Origin of the sequence: Nocardia brasiliensis IFM 10847 (assembly GCF_000710915.1) — a bacterium.
In the GTDB taxonomy this organism is placed as follows: Bacteria; Actinomycetota; Actinomycetes; order Mycobacteriales; family Mycobacteriaceae; genus Nocardia; species Nocardia brasiliensis_A.
In genome coordinates this window covers 12,368-36,155 of record NZ_BAUA01000090.1, presented here as the reverse complement: position 1 = coordinate 36,155, position 23,788 = coordinate 12,368, and the positions used below count along the sequence as shown (strand labels likewise).

The window sequence follows — 23,788 nt, the reverse complement described above, 5'->3', positions numbered from 1 at the left end:
ACAGTAACCCGCGAGCGGTACGCACTGTCACGGGTAGGTGTGCTCAGCGGGTGCGATGTTTGCCCGCCCGGCGGGCGCGCCGGGCGAAGTAGCGACCGTCCATCTGGTCGAGCGCGATCGACTGACGGAATGCGTCGCTGAGATTCTCCGAGGTGAGCACGTCGGTGAGCAAACCCTGTGCGATCACCTCGCCCTCGTTGAGCAGCAGGCCGTGGGTGAAGCCGGGCGGGATCTCCTCGACGTGGTGGGTGACCAGCACGATGGCCGGCGCGTCCGGGTCGGCGGCCAGATCGCCGAGCCGTTCCACCAGTTCTTCGCGGCCACCCAGGTCCAGGCCCGCAGCCGGTTCGTCGAGCAGCAGCAGTTCCGGATCGGTCATCAGCGCGCGGGCGATGAGCACCCGCTTACGCTCCCCTTCGGACAGGGTGCCGTAGGTGCGGTCGGAAAGATGTTCGGCGCCCAGGCTTTCCAGCATGTCGACGGCGCGGTCGGTGTCGACGTCGTCGTAGCGTTCGCGCCAGCGGCCGAGCACGGCGTAGCCCGCCGACACCACCAGATCGCTGACTTTCTCGTCGCGCGGCACCCGGCCGGCCACGGCCGCGGAAGACAGGCCGATCCGCGGGCGCAGTTCGCTGATGTCGACCTTGCCGAGCACTTCACCGAGCAGATGCGCCACGCCGGAGGTGGGGTGCAGCTCGGCGGCCGCCATGCGCAGCAGCGAGGTCTTGCCCGCGCCGTTGGGGCCGAGCACGACCCAGCGTTCGTCGAGCTCGACCTGCCAGGTCACCGGGCCGACGAGCGTGTGGCCCGAACGGCGAACAGTGACGTCGGTGAAATCGATGAGCAGATCCGGATCCGGTTGTGGCACGCGGTCCATCTTGGCCCACCCATGGGATCACTGGCCAACGCGGGCGGGGGTGCGTGGCGCGTGTCGCCGGGTCAGCGTTTGCGGCCGAGCGCGAAGAGACCACGTAGCCGCTGGTCGTCGTCGTGCTCGGCCCTGGGATGCCGCTCGTCCCGCTCGGGCGACTTGTGTAGCAGTCGCGCCACGAGGAAGGCCAGTGGAACCGACAGCAGCACCCAGACGGCGAGAATCACCAGCAGCGTCGTCATAGCTGGTTCCATCCCTTCGGTCGACAAAGCCGCGTGGCCTTGGGTCTTCGAGCCTCCGCTCGGCAGGCCCGGCGAGATAGAGCACAACGTCCTCGAGTGATACCCCGATTCGGCCCGCCCGAAGCCTCTTCGGCCCTCGCGACTGTTTCCGACGGTCACCCAGCTTGCGCGGGAACCGCTATCACTGTCATCGAGCCGGGCGCCACTTCCGTGAACCCGGCGTCGCGCACGGCCACTGCCGATCCGTGTGCGACCGCATCCGCCAACACTTTCCATTGTCGCGCGTCGGCTTCCCGGACGGCACAACGAAATTCTCGCTCCGCCCAGCACCGCGCCTGCGCCACGGTCAGCGCGCCGGCCAGCAACATGCTGGCGTGACCGACCTGCGCGGCGGCCTTGCCCAGCGTCATGCCGAGCGCCGAATTCACCCACAGCACGGGCAGTTCCGCCGGGGCGGGACCGGGATCGTCGTGCTCGAGGTCGGTGCCACCGATCTGCAACCGCTTGATCCGCGGGTCGACCGCGCCCACCGGCCCGGGGACGAACGCGCGCGCCTGCGCCCCGTCGACCTCGACGGTGACGCCGTCCACCTCGTTCGCGGCGAGCCACTGGGCGCCGCGGGCTCGCCTGCTCACCTTGCGGATGCGCGAGCGCTTCCAGGCCAGGTAGCGCTCGGCCCATTCGCCACCGGGGCCCACCCGTTCGTCCAGACACAGCGCCACCGACGCGGCGGCGGCCGCGGCGAGCAACGCGCTGCGCGGCGGCGGGTCCTGTTTGGGCAGGTGCAACACGATCTGCATGGCCTGCACCATGGCCGGATCGTCGGGGTCGCCCGCGCCGCCGTAGCCCGCCGCCAGCTCCGCGTGCCGGACGCGGAAGCCTGCCTCGTCGAATTCGGCTGCCCGCCCCGGACTTTCGTGTTCGTCCCGGATTCCGGCCGCGCATTCCGGGATGCTCGACATCACTCCACCTTGATCGTCAGTGAAAACGTCTGCGCGGGTGCGATGCCCTGCTCCCACGGGCGCATGTAGTCCATCGTGAGCTGGGTGACGCCCGCGCCCTCGCCGACGAAGGTCCATTCCGAGGTACCGCCCGCGCCGGGCGCCACCGGCACCGACGGGTCTTGCTTGAACGTCGGTTCGCCTTGCACCCGAGCCACATTCGGGTCCAGGCCGGAAATCTGCCAGGAGAAGCCGGTGGACGGATTCGCGGGCAGGGTCAGCACCAGCGACTGCCCGATGGTGAGCCGGCGCTCCTGCCCGTTGGCTTCCTGCGTCGCGTTCAGCACCGAGAACGCGGAGCCGGACGTCGGCGCGGCCGCGGACGTCGGTTTCGCGTCGGCGGAGTCGTCCTTGCCGCATCCGACGACCGACAGCCCGACTAACAGCACCAGCAGAGTCTTGCGCACCGAAAGCTCCGATCGCCTGATGATCATGGTCGGCGTCAGCCTACCGACGACGCCGACCCGAGCCGGACATCGACACCGGGCTACCCGCCGCTCAGCCCAGCGGCACGCGCCTGAGCAATCCGTCCCGGGCATCGGCGGCCTCGACCTCGTGCCGGGTGACGCCGAGGACGTACAGCACCGCGTCCAGGAAGGGATGCGACAGCGCCGCGTCGGCGACCTCGCGCAGCGCGGGCTTGGCGTTGAACGCGACGCCCAGTCCCGCGGCATTGAGCATGTCGATGTCGTTGGCGCCGTCGCCGACCGCGACGGTCTGTTCCATCGGCACGCCCGCCTCGGCGGCGAACTTGCGCAGTGCGGTCGCCTTGGCGGCCCGGTCGACGATCTCGCCGACCACGCGACCGGTCAGCTTGCCGCCGATGATCTCCAAGGTGTTGGCCTGCACGAAATCCAGTTCCAGCTCGTGCGCGAGCGGCTCGATCACCTGACGGAACCCGCCCGACACCACACCGCAGCGGAAGCCGAGCCGGCGCAGCGTGCGAATGGTGGTGCGGGCGCCGGGCGTCAGCTCGATCCGATCGGCCACCTCGTCGATCACCGACTCGTCCAGGCCGGCCAGGGTCGCGACGCGCTGGCGCAGCGATTCGGCGAAGTCGATCTCACCTGCCATCGCGGATTCGGTGACCTTGCGGACCTCCTCCTCGACGCCCGCGTGCGCGGCGAGCATCTCGATCACCTCGCCCTGGATCAGCGTCGAGTCGACGTCGAAGACGATGAGGCGCTTGGCCCGCCGGGCCAGCCCGGCCCGCTCGACCGCGACGTCGACCTGCTCGGCTACCGCGATCTCGGCCAGTGCGGTACGCAGTCGCGAGTCGGTGTCGGCCCCGGTATCGGTCGCGGTGACCAGCAATTCCATTCCGGTGACCGGGTAGTCGGCGATGCCGCGAATGGTGTCGATGTTCGCGCCCAGCGCGGCGAGCTGCCGCGACACCGCGCTGAACGCGTGCGCGGTGACCGGGGCGCCCAGGATCACCACCGCGTGGGTGGACATCGGTTGCCTGCCGATCTCCGCGTCCACCTCGACATCGACGTGCATGCCGACGGTGTTCATCGCTTCTTCGAGCTCGTCCTGCAGTGACTCGGCGTCACCCGGGCAGGTGACCAGCACGCCGAGCGTCAGCCGGCCGCGGATCACCACCTGCTCGACATCGAGCAGGTCCACGTGGTGCCGGGACATCGCGGCGAGCAGCACGGACGTCACACCGGGACGGTCGGGTCCGGTGACGGTGACGAGAACGGTGGTGTCGGTCAACTGATGTGCTCCAGGGTCGTGGTACGCCGTCGCTGTGCTTGACCTCGTTGTCACGTCGCTCCGGGCGATGGTGCCCTGCGGTGAGCGCGAGCTCCCGCAGAAACGAGTGTGCACCTGCTGTCACCAGCAGGTGCACACTCGACGTCGTAATTCTGATGCCTACTTGGTCGCGACCGCGCCCTCGTGGACATCGTGGGCGTGCTTGCCCGAACCCCAGCCCACGTGCGCCTCGGCCCGCATCCGCTCGACCATGTGCGGGTAGTGCAGCTCGAAGGCGGGACGCTCGGACCGGATCCGCGGCAGCTCGTAGAAGTTGTGCCGCGGCGGCGGGCAAGTGGTGGCCCACTCCAGCGAGTTGCCGTAGCCCCACGGATCGTCCACGGTGACGACCTCGCCGTAGCGGAAGCTCTTGAAGACGTTCCATACGAACGGCAGCATCGAGGCGCCGAGGATGAACGCGCCGATGGTGGAAATCGTGTTCAGCGTGGTGAATCCGTCGCTGGGCAGGTAGTCGGCGTAGCGGCGCGGCATACCTTCGGCGCCCAGCCAGTGCTGGACGAGGAAGGTGGTGTGGAAGCCGACGAAGGTGGTCCAGAAGTGCCACTTGCCCAGGCGCTCGTCCATCATCCGGCCGGTGATCTTCGGGAACCAGAAGTAGATGCCGGCGAAGGTGGCGAACACGATGGTGCCGAAGAGCACGTAGTGGAAGTGCGCGACCACGAAGTACGAGTCGGTGACGTGGAAGTCCAGCGGCGGCGAGGCCAGGATGACGCCGGACAGGCCGCCGAAGAGGAAGGTCACCAGGAAGCCGATCGACCACAGCATCGGTGTCTCGAAGGTCAGCTGACCACGCCACATGGTGCCGATCCAGTTGAAGAACTTCACACCGGTCGGCACGGCGATCAAGAAGGTCATGAACGAGAAGTACGGCAGCAGCACGGCGCCGGTGGCGTACATGTGGTGCGCCCACACCGCGATCGAGAGCGCGGCGATGCCGAGCGTCGCGTAGACCAGCGTGGTGTAACCGAAGATCGGCTTACGCGAGAAGACCGGGAAGATCTCGGAGACGATGCCGAAGAACGGCAGCGCGATGATGTACACCTCGGGGTGGCCGAAGAACCAGAACAGGTGCTGGTAGAGCAGCACGCCGCCGGTGGCCGGGTCGTAGATGTGGCCGCCGAGGTGCCGGTCGTAGGCCAGGCCGAACAGCGCGGCGGTGAGCAGCGGGAAGGCAAGCAGGACAAGCACGCTGGTGACGGCGATGTTCCAGGTGAAGATCGGCAACCGGAACATGGTCATACCGGGGGCCCGCAGGCAGACGACGGTGGTCAGCATGTTGACGCCACCGAGGATGGTGCCCAGACCCGAGACCGCCAGACCGAGGATCCACAGGTCCGCGCCGACGCCGGGCGAATGCAGGATGTCGGTGAGCGGGGTGTAAGCGGTCCAACCGAAGTCGGCGGCGCCGCCGGGGGTGATGAAGCCCGCGGTCGCCATCGTGCCGCCGAACAGGTACAGCCAGTAGCTGAACGCGTTCAGCCGCGGGAAGGCGACGTCGGGGGCGCCGATCTGCAGCGGCAGCACGATGTTCGCGAAGCCGAACACGATCGCGGTCGCGTAGAACAGCAGCATGATCGTGCCGTGCATGGTGAACAGCTGGTTGAACTGCTCGGGCGAGAGGAACTGCAGACCGGGGCGGGCCAGTTCGGCGCGCATCATCAGCGCCATCAGACCACCGATGAGGAAGAAGCTCATCGCGGTCACCAGGTACATGACACCGAGCACCTTGGGGTCGGTGGTGGTGACCATCTTGTAGAGAAAAGAACCCTTCGGCCCGGTCCGTGCCGGATACGGCCGAGTCGCTTCCAACTGCTGGACTGGCTGGGGCTCTACCGCAGTCACTGATCCTCCTGAAGGTGCCTTTAGGTCGCTCCGCAGGCTCCGCTGCTTGCATCCATCCCCGGGTCGGAACAGACGACAGTTCGCTTGCGCTTCTGGAATCGTAAACCGTGCTGCCGCAGCAATCCGCACGGGTCCTACTCTGTGTCGTATTTCGTTGATGGGCACAGCGCTGGTCCGGCGGACCGACCTGTCCGCACAACACGCTACCGATGAGTTCGCCCTGCGGCGACCGAGGCCCGCCGGGCGGCACGCGGCGGCGGTGACCTCTCCCCCGCCGAACCGGCCGGCGCATGTACCCTCACCCGCATGCCGCTGAGCGCCTTCGTTCGTACCCGAAACCGCACAGCTACTCCAGGATCCGGCACCGCCCGCGTGGCGCGGCGCCGGCTGGCCGCCGTCGTCGCGCTGGCCGCCACCGTCGTCGCGGCGGGGTGCAGCAAGACCGACGACGCGAGCACCATCGTGCGCACCACGACCAATATCGCGGGCGCGGGCGTGGTGGGGCTGGAACGTGACACCACACGCGCGTGCCCGCTGCCGAGCGCACCCGATCCGGCCAACGGCAGCACCCGCACGGTGACCCACGCCGCGGGCGTCTCGGAGGTGCCCGCCGACCCGAAGCGCATCGTGGTGCTGACCACCTCCGCCCTGGACGCGACCTGCGCGGTCGGCCTGTGGGAACGCGTGGTCGGCGCGGTGACCATCGACGGACCGAGCCCGCAGCCGGCCTATCTCGGCACCGGCGTGCTGAAGATCCCCGGCGTCGGGACCGCGGCCCAGCCGAACCCGGCCCTGATCGCGGAGCAGCATCCGGACCTCATCATCGGCGACATCCCCACGGCCACTGCGAGTTTCGACGCGTTGCAGGCGATCGCGCCCACCGTACTGGTCGGCGCGAACAACAGCTGGCAGGCCGAATTCACCGCGCTCGCAGCCGGTTTGGGCCGCAAGGCGGCCGCCGACGCCGCGCTGGAGGACTACCGCACCGCCGCGACCGACACCGGCAACGTGCTCAGCTCCGGCCAGACGCAGGCCTCGGTGGTCCGATTCACCGGCGATGCCAACCAGATTCAGGGCAGCAACAGTTTCGCGGGCCAGATCCTCGCGGACGCCGGTGTGCAGCGCCCGCAGGCCCAGCGCGGCACCACCTTCGACGTGCGGCCCGACGAGTTCGCCGGCAAACTCGAGGGCGATCTGATCTATGTGCTGCTGGCCGGCGCGGACGGGAAGAAGCACGGCGAGCAGGTGATGCGCTCGGAGACCTTCAAGGATCTCGGCGCGTCGACCGACAAGCGGGTCTTCGCGGTCGAGGACACCGTCTGGCACGGCAACGGGCTCACCGCCGCGCGGGCGCTGCTCACCGATCTGACCGGCACCCTCAACGGGTTCGTCACCGACTGACCGCGGCGCCGTACCAGATACCCCGGTACCCCCTGGGGTGAAAAACACACACCCTGGGAGGGACAGCGTCCAGCGCTTGGGTTGCTGTCGAAGTTCGCCCTCGTAGCCGAGATTTAGAGGCAAGCAAGAAACCTCTTCTCCGAGACTTCGAGGGACGGACATCATGTACACGCTGACCGCATCGCAGACCGACAACCTCCGCCTGCTGCCGCTCGCGCGGCCCGTCGCCGTGGTCGATCCGAACGCGGTCGTGGCGTCCACCCCCGATTGCGCCCTCACCTACGCCGAGCTGGACCGCTGGTCCAACCGCCTGGGGCGGCTGCTGCTCGGGCTCGGCGCCGGCCTCGACACCCGCGTCGCGATCGCGATCGACGACGAGATCGAATCGGTGGTCGCCGAGCGCGCCGCGGTGAAGATCGGCGCCATCCCGGTCCCGGCCACCGGCGACGCCTCGTTCGCCCTCGGCACCACGGTCGGGGTAACCACCAAGGCCCGCCGCGGCGAGCTCACCGACGCGATCGACTGGCTGGTGCTCGACGACCGCTCGACCCTGCAGCGCTACCTCGCGGGCTCCGACGCCCCGCTCACCTCCGCCGACCACCCGCTCGCGGCCTGAGCTGCGACAGGCGCGTCCGACGTCGTTCGGGCGCGCCTGTCGCGTGTCCGGGTACCGCATGTCGGCAAACACCCATCGGTGCACACGTCATCGGTTCAGAATGAACCTGTCGCGAAGCTGTGCGGCAGGTACTACCACTACCGCGTAAGCCGGGCGACGGTCACAGCCGCGCAGCTGTGAGCGGTAAGAACGTAGGACTATTCATGCAACAGCCTTCCCTCGTACCCCTCGAGACCCCTACCGGTCTGCCCGAAGGCGCCTTCCCGCTCTCGGCGGCCCAGCGCGGCATCTGGTTCGCCCAGCACATCGCCGGCGACACTCCCATCTCGATCGCCCAGTACGTCGAGTTGCGCGGCCCGATCGAGCTCGACCTGCTCGCCCGGGCGGCCCGGCAGGCCGGTCGCGAATTCGGCACCGGCTATCTGCGGTTGGTCGAGGTTGCCGGTCAGCCGTTCCAGTTCGTCGACCCCACGCTGGACGACAACCTGATCACGCTGGACCTGCGCGGCGAGCCGGACCCCGAAGCCGCCGCGCACGCCTGGATGCGCGCGGAATACAACGCGCCGCTCGAACTCACCCGCGACCGGCTGGTCCGGGTGGTGATGCTGCGGCTGGCCGAGGACCGCTGGTACTGGTACTCCCGCATCCATCACATCGTGCTGGACGGCATGGGCGCGCTGACCATGGTGCAGCGCACCGGGGAGCTGTACAACGCGGCGCTCGCGGGCGAGGAACCGCCCGCGGCCAAGGCCGAGGATCTGCGCAAGATCGTCGAGGCCGATCTCGCCTACCGCACCTCGGAGCGGTTCGCGGCCGACCGCGAGCACTGGCTGACCCATCTGGACGGCGTGGCCGATCCGGTCAGCCTCGCGGGCCGCACCGCCGAGGTCGACGCGCATCCCAGTCGCGTCGCCGGTGCGCTGCCGCCGGACACCGCGGTCCTGCTGGAGTCCGTCGCCAAGGAGGCCGATTCCGGCGTCGCGCCGACCGTGGTCGCCGCCTTCGGCGCGTACCTGGCGGCGATGACCGGCGCCGCCGAAGTGGTACTGAGCCTGCCGGTTTCGGCACGCACCACCGCGATCCTGCGGCGTTCCGGCGGAATGATCGCCAATGTCGTGCCGCTGCGGCTGCGGCTGACCCCCGCCACCACGGTGGGCGAGGTGATCCGAGCCGCGCAGGGTGAGCTGACCAGCGCGCTGCGCAGGCAGCGGTACCGGCAGGAGGACATCTTCCGCGACCTGGGCTGGTCGATGGACGAGGCCGCGTCCTTCGGTCCCTCGGTGAACCTGATGATGGTGGACACCAGGATTCAGCTCGGCCCGGTGACCGGGCGGTTGCATGTGCTGACCTCGGGTCTGATCGACGACCTGTTCCTCAATTTCTATCCCGGCGTGGGCGGCGAGAGCACCCACATCGATTTCCAGGCCAACGCGAACCTGTACAGCGACACCGAATTGGCCGCGCAGCATCGGCGCTTCCTGCGCTTCCTGCACGAGTTCCTCACCGCTGGGCCGGATGCGGCGCTCTCGACGGTGCCGGTGGTGTCCGAGGACGAACGGGCCGACCTGGTGCCCGCCTCGGGGGCCGAAGGTGTGGCCGCCCGCACTCTTCCCGAAATCCTCACGGCCGGAGCACGACTCGACCCGGAGGCGATCGCGATCCGCGCCGGGGACGTCGCGCTCACCTATCGCGAGGTCGACGAGCGCACGAATCGCCTCGCCCGGGTGCTGATCGCGTCGGGAGCCGGACCCGAACGCGCCGTGGCGATCTCGATCCCGCGCTCGCTGGAATCGGTGCTGGCCACCCTCGCGGTCGCCAAGACCGGGGCGGCGTTCGTCCCGATCGACCCCACCTATCCGGCCGACCGGATCGAGCACATGATCGGCGACAGCGGCGTCGTCGCGGGACTGACGGTCGCGGCGGCGCGGACCGCGCTGCCGGACCGGGTGCACTGGTTGATCCTCGACGACGCGGACACCACTCGCACTGTGGCAGAACAGAACTCGGCCGAGGTGGCCGCCGCCGATCGCACCGGCGCGCTGCACATCGACCAGATCGCCTACCTCATCTACACCTCGGGTTCCACCGGTCTGCCCAAGGGCGTGGCGGTTTCGCATCGCGGACTGGCAAACCTCGCCACCGGCTCCGCGGCCGGATTCGGGGTCACCGCGGACTCCGTGGTCGCACACGCGGTTTCGCCGAGCTTCGACATCTCGGTCGAGGAGATCCTGGTGACGCTCGCGACGGGCGCCACCCTCGCGATCGTGCCGCCCGCGGCCTACGCGGGCGAGGAACTGGCCGAGGTGCTGCGGGCACACCGCGTCACGCATTTGAATGTCACTCCGGCAGTAGTCGGTTCGCTGGACCCGGCGAGCCTGCCCGATCTGCGTACGGTGATCGTCGGCGGTGATGCCTGCCCGCCGGAGCTGGTGACCAAGTGGGCGGGCCGCACGCTGCTCAACGGCTACGGCCCCACCGAGACCACGGTGACGGCGACCCTCAGCGGGCCGATGACGCCGGGCGCACCGGTCACCATCGGCGGCCTGGCCCGCGGCGTCACCGCCGTGGTGCTGGACCCCTGGCTGCGCCCGGTACCGCCCGGCACCCTGGGTGAGCTCTATCTCGCGGGCCCCGGCCTGGCGCGTGGATATCACCGGCGCAACGGGCTCACGGCGGGCCGGTTCGTCGCCGATCCGTACGCGGCGGGCGCGCGGATGTATCGCACCGGCGACCTGGTGCGCTGGCACCGCCACGGTGACCGGCTCGAGCTGGAGTACCAGGGCCGCAGCGATTTCCAGGTGAAAGTGCGCGGCTTCCGCATCGAGCTCGGCGAGATCGATGCGGCGCTGCAGCGGCTGCCCGAGATCGATTTCGCGATCACCCTCGGCGCCGAGACCGGCACGGGCGCGACCGCGTTGGTGTCCTACGTTCTGCCGCGGCCCGGCGCCGAAGTGCATCCGGAGGCGTTGAAAGCGGCTGCCGGACAGACCCTCCCGGCCTACATGGTGCCTACCGTGGTGATGGTGCTGGCGCAGGTTCCGCTAACCCCGCTCGGCAAGGTAGACCGCAAAGCCCTGCCCGCACCGGATTTCGGCACCCGCGCGCTCGTCAGCCGGGCACCGTCCACGCCGCGCGAGCAGACCCTCGCCGCGCTCTTCGCGGAGGTGCTCGGCCTCGACCAGGTCGGCGTCGACGAGAGCTTCTTCGCCCTCGGCGGCGACAGCATCGTCTCCATTCAGCTCGTCTCGCGGGCGAAGGCCGCGGGCCTCGGCCTCAGCGCGCGAGATGTGTTCGAGCGCAAAACCGTTGCCGCGCTGGCCGCCGTCGCGACCGAAGTGCCGTCACAGGTGGTGCACGAACTGCCGGGCGGTGGCGTCGGCGCGGTCGAATTGACCCCGATCGTGCACGCCATGCTGGCGCAGGGCGATACCTGGCCACGTTTCGCGCAGGCGGTACTCGTCGGCCTGCCCGCGAATTTCGAGCGGAAGCAGGTCATCGCGGCGGTGCAGGCACTGCTGGATCGGCACGATCTGCTGCGCTCTACGCTGTGCCGGACCGACGACGGCTGGTCCTGGACGGTGGCCGAACCGGGCGCCATCGATGCCGAGTCCCTGGTCGAGGCGGTGCGGGCGGACACGGACAGCGCCGAACGCGAATTGCAGCGCGCGGCCGACCTGCTCGATCCGGCGGCGGGCGTGGTCGCCCGTTTCGTACTGCTCGAAGCCGACGAGCCCGCGCTCTGGCTGGTGCTGCACCATCTGGTGACCGACGGCGTCTCCTGGCGCATCCTGCTGCCGGACCTCGCGACCGCCGCCATGGGCGGCACTCTCGCGCCGGTCGGCACCTCGTTCCGGCGCTGGGCGCACGGCCAAGCCGAGCAAGCCGCCGAACGCGCCACCGAACTGCCGCTCTGGCAGGACATCCTGGCGACGCCGGACCCGGCCTTCGGCACCGCTGCCCTGGACCCCGAGGTCGATGTCGTCGCCACCATGGCCCAGCGGCAGACGGTGATCGTCCCGGAGATCGCGGCCGCCGTGCTGACCACCGCCCCCGACCGATTCCATTGCAGCGCAGACGATGTGCTGCTGGCCGCGCTCGCGCTGGCGGTCGGCCGGTGGCGCGACCGGCACGCGACGCTGTTCACGCTCGAAGGCCACGGCAGGGCGGAGCAGATCCTGCCCGGCGCCGATGTCGCACGCACGGTCGGCTGGTTCACCAGCGTGTATCCCGTGGCGATCGACCTGACGGGGATCGATCCGGACGAGGCGTTCGCCGGTGGGGCCGCGGCAGGCGCGGCGATCAAGGCGACGAAGGAACAGCTGCGCACGGTGCCGGACAAGGGCATCGGCTTCGGCATGCTGCGATATCTGCACGCCGAGTCCGCCGCGGCGCTCGCCGCCGGCCCGACGCCGCAGATCAGTTTCAATTATCTGGGCCGGGCCACCACCGGCGCGGACACGGGACCTTGGCTGCCGCAACGTTTCACGGCGACACAGGACGATCGGGCGCCCTTGGCCGCGCTCGTCGACATCAACGCCGTGCGCACCGACGCGGGCCTGGAAGTGACCTGGGCCTACGCGTCCCGGCTGCTCGCCGCCGCAGAGGTGGACCAGCTGGCCGAGTTGTGGGCCGAGGCGCTGCGCGGGCTCGCCGCGCACGCGACGAGCGCGGGTGCGGGCGGGCGCACGCCCTCGGACTTCGACCTAGTCCCGGTCACCCAGGCCCAGATCGACGCCTGGGAGGGCGATTACCGCGACCTCGCCGACGTCTGGCCGCTCTCGCCCCTGCAATACGGCCTGCTCTTCCATGCGCTGTACGACTCGGACACCGCCGACGGCTACACCGTGCAATCCCTGCTCACCCTGGCGGGCACCGTCGACGCGGCGCGATTGCGCACCGCCGCACAAGCGTTGGTGACCAGGCACGAGAATTTGCGGGTCGCCTTCGTGGAAACCGACGACGGCCCCCGCCAGCTCGTGCTGGCCGCGGCCGAGATCGGCTGGCACGAGGTGGATCTGACCGGCATCGCCGATCCCGAGCAGCGGCAGCGCGAGCTCGATCGGGTGATCGCGCTCGACGCGCACACCCGATTCGAACTCACCAAGCCTCCGTTGATCCGGTGCACGCTGATCCGGACCGACGCCGAGGCGTATCGGTTCGTGTTGACCAATCACCATCTGGTGCTGGACGGGTGGTCCACGCCGCTGCTGGTGCGCGAACTGCTGACGCTCTACGTCACCTCGGGCGATGCGACGGCGCTGCCGCCCGCGCACTCCTACCGCGAATTCCTCGACTGGCTGCGCGAACAGGACAACGACGCCTCGATCGCCGCATGGCGGCAGTCGCTGGCCGGCGTCGACACCCCCACCCGCGCGGTGCCCACCCTGGCCGGGATCGAATCGACCGAGACGGGGATGCTGTCCACCGATCTGTCCGCCGACACGGTCGCCCGTCTGGAAGCCGCCGCGCGCGAATCCGGCGCCACCGTCAACACTTTGGTGCAGGCGAGCTGGGCGATGCTGCTCGCGATGCGCACCGGCCGCACCGATGTGGTCTTCGGCGGCACCGTGTCCGGGCGTCCCCCGGAGCTGGCCGGCGTCGAAGAGATGGTCGGCCTGTTCATCAACACGCTGCCCGTACGGGTACAGCTCGATCCGGCCGAGAAGGTGGTCGATCTGCTCGCCCGGCTGCAAGCTGAGCAGGCTCGATTGCTCGATCATCAGCATGTCGGCCTGGCGGCCATCCATCAGGCCGTGGGTCTCGCCGAATTGTTCGACACACTCACGGTTTTCGAGTCCTACCCGATCGACCGCGAGGCCCTGTCCCAGGCGCTCGACATCGCGGGCATGCGGGTACTCGAGGTGGAAGGCACCGACGCCACGCCGTACCCGTTGAACCTCATGATCATTCCGCTGCGCGGCGACGACGGCCGCGACAACCTGCGGATCACCTTGAAATTCATGGCCGACCAGCTCGAGCCCGCCGCGGCGCGACCGCTGCTCGATCGCTTCGTCCGGCTGCTCACCCAGCTCGCCGACGATCCGCGGGCGCTGGTCTCGCAGGTGCAATACTGCGACGCGGCCGAGCGCGCGGCGCTGCTGCCGGTGCACGGGCCCGAATCGCTGGCGCTCAGCACACTTCCGGAGATCCTCGCCGCGGGTGCGGCGATCGATCCCGACGCCATCGCGGTCAGCGCGGGCGAACTCACCATGTCCTACGGCGAACTCGACGCCTGGTCCAATCGCTTCGCGCGGCTGTTGCTGAGCCGCGGCGTCGGCCGCGAGGTCTTCGTGGTGCTGGCGCTCACCCGGTCGCTGGAATCCGTGGTGGCGGTGTGGGCTCTGGCCAAATCCGGCGCGGCCTTCGCGCCGCTGGACCCCAACTATCCGGTCGAGCGGATCGAGCACATGCTCACCGACTCGAAGGCGCCCATCGGGGTCACCGTCACCGCTACCGGCGAGACGCTGCCCGGCAGCATCGACTGGCTGCTGCTCGACGACCTGAACACGATCCGCCGGGTGATGACCGTGTCCGCCGACCCGATCACCGACGACGAACGCGGCGGCCCGATCGACCTCGACCAAACGGCTTACCTCATCTACACCTCGGGCTCCACCGGCAAACCGAAGGCCGTGCTGCTCAGCCACCGCGGCATCGCGAATCTCGTGTCCGCGCAACGCGAAACACTCGCCCTCGATCCGACGGCGAGTGCCCTGCAGGTGGCCTCGCCGAGCTTCGACGCCTCGGTCTTCGAACTGCTCACCGCGCACGGTGCGGGCGGCAGGCTCGTGGTGTCGCCACCGGACGTCTACGGCGGCGCCGAGCTGGAACAGCTGCTGCGCACCGAACGGGTGACCCACGCGGTGATCACGCCCTCGGCGCTGGCCACCATGGAACCCACAGGGCTCGACCAGCTGCGCGTGCTCGCGGTGGCCGGCGAGGCGGCCACCCCCGAACTCATCGAACGCTGGTCGATCGGGCGGCGGATGGTGAACCTGTACGGACCGACCGAGTTCAGCATCTGGGCGACCGGGCCTGCCGAACTCGTCGCGGGCGAACCGATCACCATCGGCGGCCCGATCCGCGGCGCCGCCACCATGGTGCTCGACACCTGGCTGCGGGCGGTCCCGGTCGGTGTCGCGGGCGAGTTGTACCTGGCCGGACCGGCACTCGCCCGCGGATACTTCAACCGTTTCGAGATGACCGCCGGTCGCTTCGTCGCCGATCCCTATGGCGCACCCGGCGCACGGATGTACCGGACCGGGGACATGGTGCGCTGGGTCGTCGGGCAGAGCGGCGACTACGAACTGGAATACCTGGGCCGCAGCGACTTCCAGGTCAAGATTCGTGGTCTGCGCATCGAACTCGGCGAGATCGACGCCGTGCTGTCGCGCGACGAGGAGGTCGAGTACGCGGTTACGATCGGCCGCGCCGGGCCCGGCGGGGCGACGGTGCTGGTGTCCTACGTGCTGCCCGCCCCGGGCGTGCGACTGGACACCGAAAGGCTGCGCGTGCGGGTGGCGGGCGAGCTGCCGGGATACATGGTGCCCGGCTACCTGGTCGTGCTCGACTCGATTCCGCTCACACCGGTCGGCAAGCTGGACCGCAAAGCGCTTCCGGTGCCCGACTTCTCCGACGCCAATCGGCCGTACCTGGCTCCCCGCACGCCGGTGGAGCAGGCGGTGGCCGAGGTGTTCGCCGACGTACTCGGCACCGAGCGGGTCGGCGTCGATCAATCGTTCTTCGAACTCGGCGGCAACTCGCTGAGCGCGACAAAGGTTGTCGCGCGGGTCAATTCGGCGCTCGGCTCGACCATCGCCTTGCGCGACCTGTTCGACGCGCCCACGGTCGCGCAGCTGTCTGCCCGCGTCGTGCCCGCCACCGACGGTGCGCCGGGCCGGTTCGTGCTCGCACCGCGCATCCGCCCGGACCGCATCCCGCTCTCCCCCGCCCAACAGCGGATGTGGGTGCTGAACCGGCTCGACCCCGGCTCGCCCGCCTACAACATCGCAGTCGCGCTGCGCCTCACCGGCACGCTCGACGTCGACGCGATGCGCCACGCGTTGACCGATGTGGTGCGCAGGCACGAGAGCCTGCGCACGATCTACCCGGCCGACGCGGACGGACCGCGCCAGGTGATCATGCACGCCGAATCGGCGGATCCCGGGTTGGTCGTCGTCGACACCGAAGACGGTGCGGCCCTGCGTACCCGGATCAATGCCCTCGCGGGCACCGGCTTCGACATCAGCCACGAACCGCCGCTGCGGGTCGGGTTGTTCCGTGTCGCAGCGGGTTCCGACGCGGCGGTGCACGTAGTCGTCCTGGTGGTGCACCACATCAGCGCGGACGGCGCGTCCATGGCGCCGCTGGCCACCGATCTCGTCGCCGCATACTCCGAGCGTGCGGCGGGGGCCGACACCACGCGGGTGCCGCTGACAGTGCAGTACGCCGATTTCGCGCTGTGGCATCGCGAGGTGCTCGGCAGCGAGAACGATCCGGATTCCCTGGCAGCACGTCAGATTCGGTACTGGACCGAGACCCTCGCCGATGCTCCCGATGTGCTCGAGCTGCCCGCCGATCGCCCGCGTCCGGCCGTGCAGTCGATGCACAGCGCCGACGTCGAGTTCGCGATCGAGGCCGAACTGCACGGCGCCCTGGTCGAATTCGCGGCGGCGCAGCAGGTGAGCCTGTTCATGGTCGTGCACGCGGCCCTGGCCGTGCTGCTGGCGCGGCTCGGCGGCACCGACGACGTGGTCGTCGGCACGCCCGTGGCGGGGCGCGGGGAGGCCGCGCTGGACGAATTGGTCGGCATGTTCGTCAACACTCTTGCGTTGCGCACTGCGGTCGATCCGGGGCTCGGATTCGCCGAGTTCCTGAAGGCGGTGCGGGCGGCCGATCTCGACGCGTTCGCCAACGCCGACGTGTCCTTCGAACGTCTCGTGCAGGCGTTGAATCCGGCCCGGTCGACGGCCCACCACCCGCTGTTCCAGGTGTCGCTGTCGCTGCAGAACTTCGTCGAACCGGTGCTGGAACTGCCCGGACTGCGGGTGGAGGTGCAGGACTTCGACCGGCGCGCTTCACAATTCGATCTGACCCTCGATCTGCGCGAACGCTTCGATGCGTCCGGCCCGGCGGGTCTCGACGGTGTCCTGACCTATGCGACGGACCTGTTCGACGAGGCGACAGTGTCCTCTTTCGTCACCCGCTGGCGCCGGATCCTGGCCGCGGTGCCGGCCCGGCCCGACGTGCGGCTCGCTGATATCGAACTGCTCGACGACCAGGAACGCGCGCAACTGATTCCGGTGCGCGGCTTCGACAGTGTCGCGCCGGCAACGCTGCCCGCCTTGCTCGCGGCTACCGTGGCCCGGTATCCGCAGCGACCCGCCGTGGTCGCGGGCGGTGACACGACCACCTATCGCGAACTCGACGCGCACGCCAATCGCTTGGCCCGCCTCCTGCTCGAGGCGGGCGCCGGACCGGAAACCGTGGTGGCCCTGGGCCTGCCGCGCTCGCCCGACCTGCTCACCGGCATGTGGGCGGCGGCGAAGATCGGCGCGGCCTTCCTGCCGGTCGACCCGAAGCACCCGATCGAGCGCATCGACCACATGCTCACCGATTCCGGTGCGCGTGTGGGACTCACGCTGCGGGCCTACCGGAACCTGCTGCCGGACAGCACGGATTGGCTGGTGCTCGATGATCTCGAGGTCGTGCAGCGGTGGTCCGCCGCGAACGCGCGTGCGGTGCGCGACCACGAATTGCCGCGACCGATCCGGCTGGACAATCCCGCCTGGCTCATCTACACCTCCGGCTCCACCGGCACCCCCAAGGGCGTGTCCGTGACGCACCGCGGCATCGCCGACTTCGTTGCGGCCCAAGGCGATCTGCTCGACCTGGACGAGGAGTCGCGGGTACTGCATGTCGCCTCACCGAGTTTCGACGCGTCGATTCTCGAGGCGCTGATGGCGTTCGGCTGGGGCGGCGCTTCGGTCGTCTCGCCCGCCGAGGTGTTCGGCGGCAGTGCGCTGGCCGAACTGATCGACGCCGAGCACGTCACACACGTGATGATCACGCCGTCCGCGCTCGCCACCATCGATCCCGCCGGCGTGCCCGAGGTGCGGGTGCTCGCGGTGGGCGGCGAGGCGGTCGGCGCCGAGCTCGTCGAGCGGTGGTGCGGCCACCGCCGTGGTCTGCGGATGGTGAATCTGTACGGACCGACCGAGTTCACCGTCGTGGCAACCGGTGCCGTAGTGCGCGTCGGCGCGCCCGTCTCGCTCGGGCCGCCCATTCGCGGCGCGGCCGCCATGGTGCTCGACGCCAGGCTGCGACCGGTCCCGATCGGCGTCGCGGGCGAGCTCTACCTTGCAGGTCCCGCCCTGGCGCGCGGCTACCACGCCAGGCCGAGCCTGACCGCCGGTCGTTTCGTGACGAATCCCTATGGCGCACCGGGTGAACGGATGTATCGCACGGGCGACCTCGTGCGGTGGACGACCGCCGATACGCGCACGCCGAACGGCGGGCCGATGTTGGAGTACCTCGGCCGCACCGACTTCCAAGTGAAGGTGCGCGGGCAACGGATCGAACTCGGTGAGATCGACGCGGTGCTCGGGCGGGCGGACGGCGTCGATTTCGCACTCACGCTGGGCGTCGCCGGGCCCGCCGGCACTACCGTATTGGCCGCCTATCTCGTCCGGAAGCCCGGTGTCGAACTCGATCTCGCACAGATCCGCGAGTTCGCCGCCGAGGCGCTGCCCGGCTACATGGTGCCGTCGGCATTCGTCGTCCTGGACGAGATCCCGCTCACCGCGGTCGGCAAGCTGGATCGAAAAGCGTTGCCCGCGCCGCAGTTCAGCGCAGCGGAGACCGAATACCGGGCACCCCGCACGGCGACCGAGGAAGCCTTGGCCCAGATCGTCGCCGGGCTGCTCGGACTCGACCGGGTCGGCATCGACGCGTCGTTCTTCGAGCTCGGCGGCGACAGTATTCTCGCGATCCAGCTGGTGGCCCAGGCGAAGCAGCGGGGCATCGACTGCACGCCGCTGCAGGTGTTCGAGCACCGCACCGTCGCCGCGCTGGCCACGGCCGTGGACGGTGCCGGTGCGGTCGCGCCGCTGGCGGAGCTGCCCGGTGGCGGCGTCGGTGACCTGCCGCTCCCGCCGGCGACGCGGTACCTGCTGGAGCAGGACAGCGGTTTCCTGCGCGCCGCGCGTATCGTGACGCTCGAGCTGCCGATCGGCATCGAGCATGCGCAGCTGGTCACCACTCTCGCGGCGGTGATCGACCGGCACGACATGCTCCGGGCACGGCTGCGGCGCGAGGGCGGCGACTGGCGGTTGCAGGTGGGCGAACCCGGCTCGGTCGAGGTGGGCGCGCTGGTGCGCCGGGTCGAGTTCGATGCCGCGGCCGATTCCGTCGATCTGCGCGAATACGTGCTGGCCGAACTGCATTCGCCGATCAACCGGCTGGATCCGGCGAACGGCGTTGTGCTGCGGTGCCTCTGGCTCGATCCGGTCGGCGACGCCGGCGCACGGACCAGCGCCGGTCGGCTGCTCGTGCTGGCGAGCCGGCTGCTGATCGACGAGGACTCGTGGGAGATTCTGCTGCCGGACCTGATGGCGGCGTGGGCGCAGGTGCGCGTCGGCAACACCGCGGTGCTCGCCGAGACCGGTACATCCATGCGCCGGTGGGCACATGCGCTCGTCGACGAAGCCCATAGCGCCACCCGCGTTTTCGAGCTCGGGTATTGGCAAGGTGTGCTCGCCGGCGCGGACCCGCTGATCGGCAGCCGGGCCCTGGAACCCGCCGTCGATCGAACGCGTCGGCTGCGCACGGTGCGTTGCGAAACGTCCGCCGAGGTCACCGCGACCGTGTGCGCGGACCTGCCGAGACTGTTCGCGACCGAGACCGAGCACGTCCTGCTGACCGCGCTCGCGGTGGCGCTGCTGCGCTGGCGGGCAGCACGATCCGGAGAGGCGGCCACGGATACGCTGCTGCGCTTGGCCGGACGGGGCAGGCAGAGCGACGCTATCCCCGGTGCGAGCTTGTCGCGCACGATCGGCTCGCTCGCCGGGCACTACCCGGTGCGACTCGAACTCGGGCAGCTCGACCTCGACACCGCATTCGCGGGCGGTCCGGCGCTGGGCACAGCGATCCGCGCGGTGAAGCAGCAGCTGAATGCAGTGCCGGACAACGGCCTCGGGTTCGGGCTGCTGAGTTACCTCAACACAGAGACGGGTGCCCGGCTGCGCGCCGCCGAAGGCGCGCCGGGACAGATCGGCTTCCGTTATCGCGGGGCCGAGTCCCCGTCCGACGTCCCGCCCGGACTCGACGGCTTGGGCTGGACACGGACCGACGAGTTCGGTGAGCTGTCCGCCGCGGCCGATGCCGATCTGCCTGTGCTCTCGGTGCTGGAGGTGAACACGGTAGTGGTCGACGGCAAGCTGCGTGCGGATTTCACGTTCCCGCAGACCCTGCTGCATCGCGCCGAGATCGCCGGGCTGGCCGGCCTGTGGCTCGATGCGCTCGCTGCCGCAGCCGAATTCGCGCGCACCCCCGCCGCCGAGCTCGCGGCGGCGGAGGAAGCGGCCGCGGCGGCCCGGCCCGCGCCGGACTTCGCGCTGGGACTGGACGTCGTGCTGCCGATCCGGCGCGACGGTACCGAGCCCGCGCTGTTCTGCATCCATCCGTCGTCCGGAATCTCCTGGAGTTACTTGGGATTCGCGCAGGTGCTGCGCCCGGGGCGGCCGATCTACGCTCTCCAGGCGCCGGACCTCAGCGGCCGCGAACCGTCGCTGCGCTCGATCGAGGAGTTCGCCGACCGGTATGTCCGCGAGATTCGGGCGCTGCAACCGTCCGGGCCGTACCACCTGCTCGGCTGGTCGTTCGGCGGAGTGATCGCACACGCCGTCGCGGCTCGGTTGCAGGCGGACGGACACCGCGTCGGCCTGGTCGCCCTGCTGGATTCGGATACCGCCGACGTGGACGGTTCGGACGTCGAACAGCTCACGGCGGGAGCCTTCGTCAACAGCTTCGGCGCGATCTTCGGGATCCACGATGTGCCCGCCGAGGCGACCGCGAGCGAAGCGGCCGAGCGCATCCGCGCACGGCTCGGCGGCCTCACGCTCGTCGACGCGGACATGATCGAGCGCCTGACCGAGTCGTACAACGCGGCCGCCCGCTCCCGCGCGGGGTATCAGCGACCCGTATTCGACGGCGACCTGCTGTATTTCAGCGCAACGGTCGACAGCTCCGACATCGTCGGACCGGACGGCTGGCGGCCGTACGCGACCGGTTCGGTCGTCAACCACGACATCGAGGTCACCCACAACGAGCTGACCGCACCACACGTGCTGCCGATCATCGCGCGCGTGCTCGACGAACATCTGGAAGGACAACAATGAATTCCGAGCAGGGAGTGGTGGTCGAGGGCATCGAGAAGTCGTTCGGTGCCGTGCAGGCCTTGCGCGGCGTCGATTTCACGGCGACGCCCGGCGAGATCCTCGGCATCCTCGGTCCCAACGGCGCAGGCAAGACCACCACGGTGAACATCCTCTCGACGCTCATCGCCCCGGACCGCGGCCGCGCGCTCGTCGCCGGGCACGACGTCGTCACCGACCCGGCGGCCGTGCGCCGCTCCATCATGTTGACCGGGCAGTACGCCGCACTCGACGACATGCTCAGCGGCTACGAGAATCTCGTGATGTTCGGCAGGCTGATGGGCCTGCGCAAACGCGCCGCGCGGGCCCGGGCGGACGAGTTGCTCACCGAGTTCGATCTCGTCGGCGCGGCGGGACGCCGGGTCGGCACCTACTCGGGCGGCATGCGGCGGCGCATCGATATCGCGTGCGGCCTCGTCGTCCGTCCGGATGTGGTTTTCCTCGACGAGCCGACGACGGGGCTGGATCCCCGCAGCAGGCAAGGGGTTTGGGATCTGGTGCGCAGCTTCAAGAAGGCGGGCATCACCACGCTGCTCACCACCCAGTACCTCGAGGAGGCCGACGCGCTGAGCGATCGCATCATCGTGATCGACCACGGCGTGGTGATCGCCCAGGGCACCGCGGACGAGCTGAAATCCCGGACCGGCGGCAGCTATTGCGAAGTGGTGCCGCTGGACCTGACCGACCTGAACGTCATCGCGGCCGCCCTCGGGCCGCTGCTGCCCGCGGAGAATCGGGCCGCGCTGACACCGGATTCGGATCGCATCACCATCCCCGCGCCCGACGGGGCGAAGACGCTCGCGGAAGCGTTGCGGCGGCTGGACGGGGCGCAGGTGGAGCTGGTCGACATCGCGTTGCGCAGGCCGTCGCTCGACGACGTGTTCCTGCAGTTGACCGGGCATCTCGCCACCACCGAAGAGGCGAAAACCGTTGACGTGGAGGCTGTCTCATGACCACCGGAGCTTGGCTCGCCGAGGTCGGCGCGACACCGGCGCGGGCCCGGCAATGGTGGGTGCTCACGTCCCGGCTGATCGTGCCCTCGGTCAAAACCGGCGAGGTACTGACCTCGATCCTCGCGCCCGCGACGTTCACCGCGGGCTTCTACATTCCGCTGAAAACGGTGATGACCTTCGCGGGCACCGGATTCAGCAGCTACGCGCAGTTCATGATGCCGCTCGTCGTGCTGCAGGCCGCCGCCTTCACCGCCATCTCGGCCGCTTTCCGCGCGGCCACCGATTCCGTGGCCGGACTCAACCGGCGCTTCGGGTCGATGCCCGTCGGCCGGCTCGTGCCGGTCTCGGCGCGGATGTCGGGCAACATCTTCCGGCTGGCCCTGTCACTGTGCGCCGCCGTGGTGTGCGGGCACGTCATCGGGTTCCGGTTCTATCTCGACACCGCCCACACCCTCGGCTTCCTGCTGCTGTCGATGCTCATCGGCACCGCGCTGACACTCGGCGCGGACGTGATCGGCACCCTGTCTCGCAGCCCGGAAGCCACCACGCAGGCATTGGTGTTGCCGCCCTTGATCTTCGGCATGCTGTCGACGGGATTGGCTCCGGCACATCAGTTTCCGGCCTGGGTCCAGGCGTTCGTCCGCAACCAGCCGGTCTCGCAGTTCGTCATCGGCCTGCGTGCGCTGGCCGGCGACTCGCTGGGCAACGCGGGCCAGGTCACCTGGTCGCTGATGGGGCCGTCGCTGGCCTGGACCGCCGCGATTCTGCTCGTGTGCATACCGCTGACCATCCGGTTGAGCGCAGGGAGGGCATGATGACACTGCTGGCCGATCGAAGCGAGGGCGTCCGCGCCGCGGAGGCGTCGTCCGCGGCGCTGCTGCGGCACACGCTGATTCAGACCCAACGGCTGCTGCTGCGCTGGGCGCGCAACCCGGTCACCCTGCTGGAAGCTCTGATCATCCCGTGCCTGCTGCTGATCATGCTGGAGACGGTGGTCGGTGGGCAGATCCAGCGTTTCACCGGTGAAAGCGCGCTCTATGGTTCGGTGCCGATGGTCACCATCGCGGGCGCCGTCTCCGGTGCCGTCGCGTGCGGGGTGCTGCTCGGACGGGAGCGGGAAGCCGGGCTGCTCGCCCGCTTCTGGGTGCTGCCGGTGCATCGGGCGTCCGGACTCGCGTCCCGCATCGTCGCCGAAGGCTGCCGGATCTTCGCGGGCACCCTCGCCATCATCCTGGTCGGGTTCCTGCTCGGCTTCCGCTTCCACCAAGGGTTGCTGCCCACGCTCGTATTCCTGCTCATCCCGGTGCTTTTCGGCTTGGCCTTCGCGACCGTGGTCACCTCGGTCGCCGTCTTCAACGCCAAAGCCGCACTGGTCGAGGGAATCACCATCCTCACCTCGCTGATGATGTTCTTCAGCACCGGTTTCGTCCCCTTGGCCGCCTACCCCACCTGGATCCAACCGGTCGTCCGCAACCAGCCGATGTCCGTCGCCGTCGACGCCATGAAAGCCCTCGCCCTCGAAGGTCCGCTCGCCCGCCCCCTGACCCTCACCTTCCTCTGGTCCCTGGGCGCCATCACCCTCTTCGCCATCCCCGCCACCATCGGCTACCGCCGAGCCAGCCGAAGGTGACCAGCTCACGAAAAACGGCGGCA

Annotated in this window: 12 protein-coding genes; 6 read left to right on the top strand and 6 right to left on the bottom strand. The window is 69.5% G+C overall.

Features of this window, described 5'->3' with window-relative positions; translation table 11 throughout:
• Nucleotides 1–43: 43 nt before the first annotated feature.
• From NBRGI_RS19545 to ctaD, 6 genes are all read right to left on the bottom strand, one after another.
• A complete protein-coding gene (locus tag NBRGI_RS19545; protein ID WP_029898345.1) occupies nt 44–877 on the bottom strand; it encodes an ABC transporter ATP-binding protein in 834 nt (277 codons plus the stop codon).
• A gap of 62 nt (nt 878–939) precedes the next feature.
• Nucleotides 940–1,113, bottom strand: coding sequence for a transmembrane 9 family protein (locus tag NBRGI_RS47560; protein WP_148310880.1), 174 nt, complete (start codon nt 1,111–1,113; stop codon nt 940–942).
• Nucleotides 1,114–1,268: 155 nt separating this feature from the next.
• On the bottom strand, nt 1,269–2,075 hold the full coding sequence (locus NBRGI_RS19535) for an aminoacyl-tRNA hydrolase (RefSeq protein WP_029898343.1): 807 nt from the start codon (nt 2,073–2,075) through the stop codon (nt 1,269–1,271).
• Complete coding sequence (locus tag NBRGI_RS45300; RefSeq protein WP_051727890.1) at nt 2,075–2,548, bottom strand: protease inhibitor I42 family protein; 474 nt, start codon at nt 2,546–2,548, stop codon at nt 2,075–2,077. Before NBRGI_RS45300 ends, NBRGI_RS19535 begins: the two co-directional genes overlap by 1 nt.
• A 64-nt stretch (nt 2,549–2,612) precedes the next feature.
• Nucleotides 2,613–3,830 carry a phosphoserine phosphatase SerB gene (gene serB, locus NBRGI_RS19525; RefSeq protein ID WP_029898339.1) on the bottom strand — a complete coding sequence of 406 codons (1,218 nt, stop codon included), beginning with the start codon at nt 3,828–3,830 and terminating at the stop codon, nt 2,613–2,615.
• Between the two features lie 159 nt (nt 3,831–3,989).
• A complete protein-coding gene (gene ctaD, locus NBRGI_RS19520) occupies nt 3,990–5,732 on the bottom strand; it encodes an aa3-type cytochrome oxidase subunit I (protein ID WP_029898337.1) in 1,743 nt (580 codons plus the stop codon).
• 306 nt (nt 5,733–6,038) lie between these two features.
• Here ctaD and NBRGI_RS19515 point away from each other — a divergent pair, with 306 nt between their 5' ends.
• The 6 genes from NBRGI_RS19515 to NBRGI_RS19490 all read left to right on the top strand — a co-directional run bounded on the left by NBRGI_RS19515 (nt 6,039) and on the right by NBRGI_RS19490 (nt 23,765).
• Nucleotides 6,039–7,133, top strand: a complete 1,095-nt coding sequence (locus tag NBRGI_RS19515; protein WP_228832637.1) for an ABC transporter substrate-binding protein — start codon at nt 6,039–6,041, stop codon at nt 7,131–7,133.
• A gap of 163 nt (nt 7,134–7,296) precedes the next feature.
• Complete coding sequence (locus NBRGI_RS19510) at nt 7,297–7,749, top strand: AMP-binding protein (RefSeq protein WP_029898333.1); 453 nt, start codon at nt 7,297–7,299, stop codon at nt 7,747–7,749.
• Between the two features lie 203 nt (nt 7,750–7,952).
• Nucleotides 7,953–21,146, top strand: coding sequence for a non-ribosomal peptide synthetase (locus NBRGI_RS19505; protein ID WP_029898330.1), 13,194 nt, complete (start codon nt 7,953–7,955; stop codon nt 21,144–21,146).
• Nucleotides 21,143–22,135 (top strand): ATP-binding cassette domain-containing protein, encoded by a 993-nt coding sequence (locus tag NBRGI_RS19500; RefSeq protein ID WP_029898328.1) that lies wholly within the window; start codon nt 21,143–21,145, stop codon nt 22,133–22,135. Before NBRGI_RS19505 ends, NBRGI_RS19500 begins: the two co-directional genes overlap by 4 nt.
• On the top strand, nt 22,132–22,950 hold the full coding sequence (locus NBRGI_RS19495; RefSeq protein ID WP_029898326.1) for an antibiotic transporter: 819 nt from the start codon (nt 22,132–22,134) through the stop codon (nt 22,948–22,950). Before NBRGI_RS19500 ends, NBRGI_RS19495 begins: the two co-directional genes overlap by 4 nt.
• The gene (locus NBRGI_RS19490; protein ID WP_029898325.1) at nt 22,950–23,765 is read left to right on the top strand and encodes an ABC transporter permease; all 816 of its coding nucleotides are present in this window, start codon (nt 22,950–22,952) and stop codon (nt 23,763–23,765) included. The genes NBRGI_RS19495 and NBRGI_RS19490 overlap by 1 nt, the downstream gene beginning before the upstream one ends.
• Nucleotides 23,766–23,788: the final 23 nt, after the last annotated feature.

What these genes read in the sequence shown, in the direction of transcription:
- NBRGI_RS45300 (WP_051727890.1), bottom strand. Translation starts at nt 2,548, where the DNA reads ATGATCATCAGGCGATCGGAGCTTTCGGTGCGCAAGACTCTGCTGGTG.
- NBRGI_RS19495 (WP_029898326.1), top strand. Translation starts at nt 22,132, where the DNA reads ATGACCACCGGAGCTTGGCTCGCCGAGGTCGGCGCGACACCGGCGCGG.
- NBRGI_RS19510 (WP_029898333.1), top strand. Translation starts at nt 7,297, where the DNA reads ATGTACACGCTGACCGCATCGCAGACCGACAACCTCCGCCTGCTGCCG.
- NBRGI_RS19505 (WP_029898330.1), top strand. Translation starts at nt 7,953, where the DNA reads ATGCAACAGCCTTCCCTCGTACCCCTCGAGACCCCTACCGGTCTGCCC.
- NBRGI_RS19545 (WP_029898345.1), bottom strand. Translation starts at nt 877, where the DNA reads ATGGACCGCGTGCCACAACCGGATCCGGATCTGCTCATCGATTTCACC.
- NBRGI_RS19535 (WP_029898343.1), bottom strand. Translation starts at nt 2,075, where the DNA reads ATGTCGAGCATCCCGGAATGCGCGGCCGGAATCCGGGACGAACACGAA.
- NBRGI_RS47560 (WP_148310880.1), bottom strand. Translation starts at nt 1,113, where the DNA reads ATGACGACGCTGCTGGTGATTCTCGCCGTCTGGGTGCTGCTGTCGGTT.
- NBRGI_RS19515 (WP_228832637.1), top strand. Translation starts at nt 6,039, where the DNA reads ATGCCGCTGAGCGCCTTCGTTCGTACCCGAAACCGCACAGCTACTCCA.
- NBRGI_RS19500 (WP_029898328.1), top strand. Translation starts at nt 21,143, where the DNA reads ATGAATTCCGAGCAGGGAGTGGTGGTCGAGGGCATCGAGAAGTCGTTC.
- NBRGI_RS19490 (WP_029898325.1), top strand. Translation starts at nt 22,950, where the DNA reads ATGACACTGCTGGCCGATCGAAGCGAGGGCGTCCGCGCCGCGGAGGCG.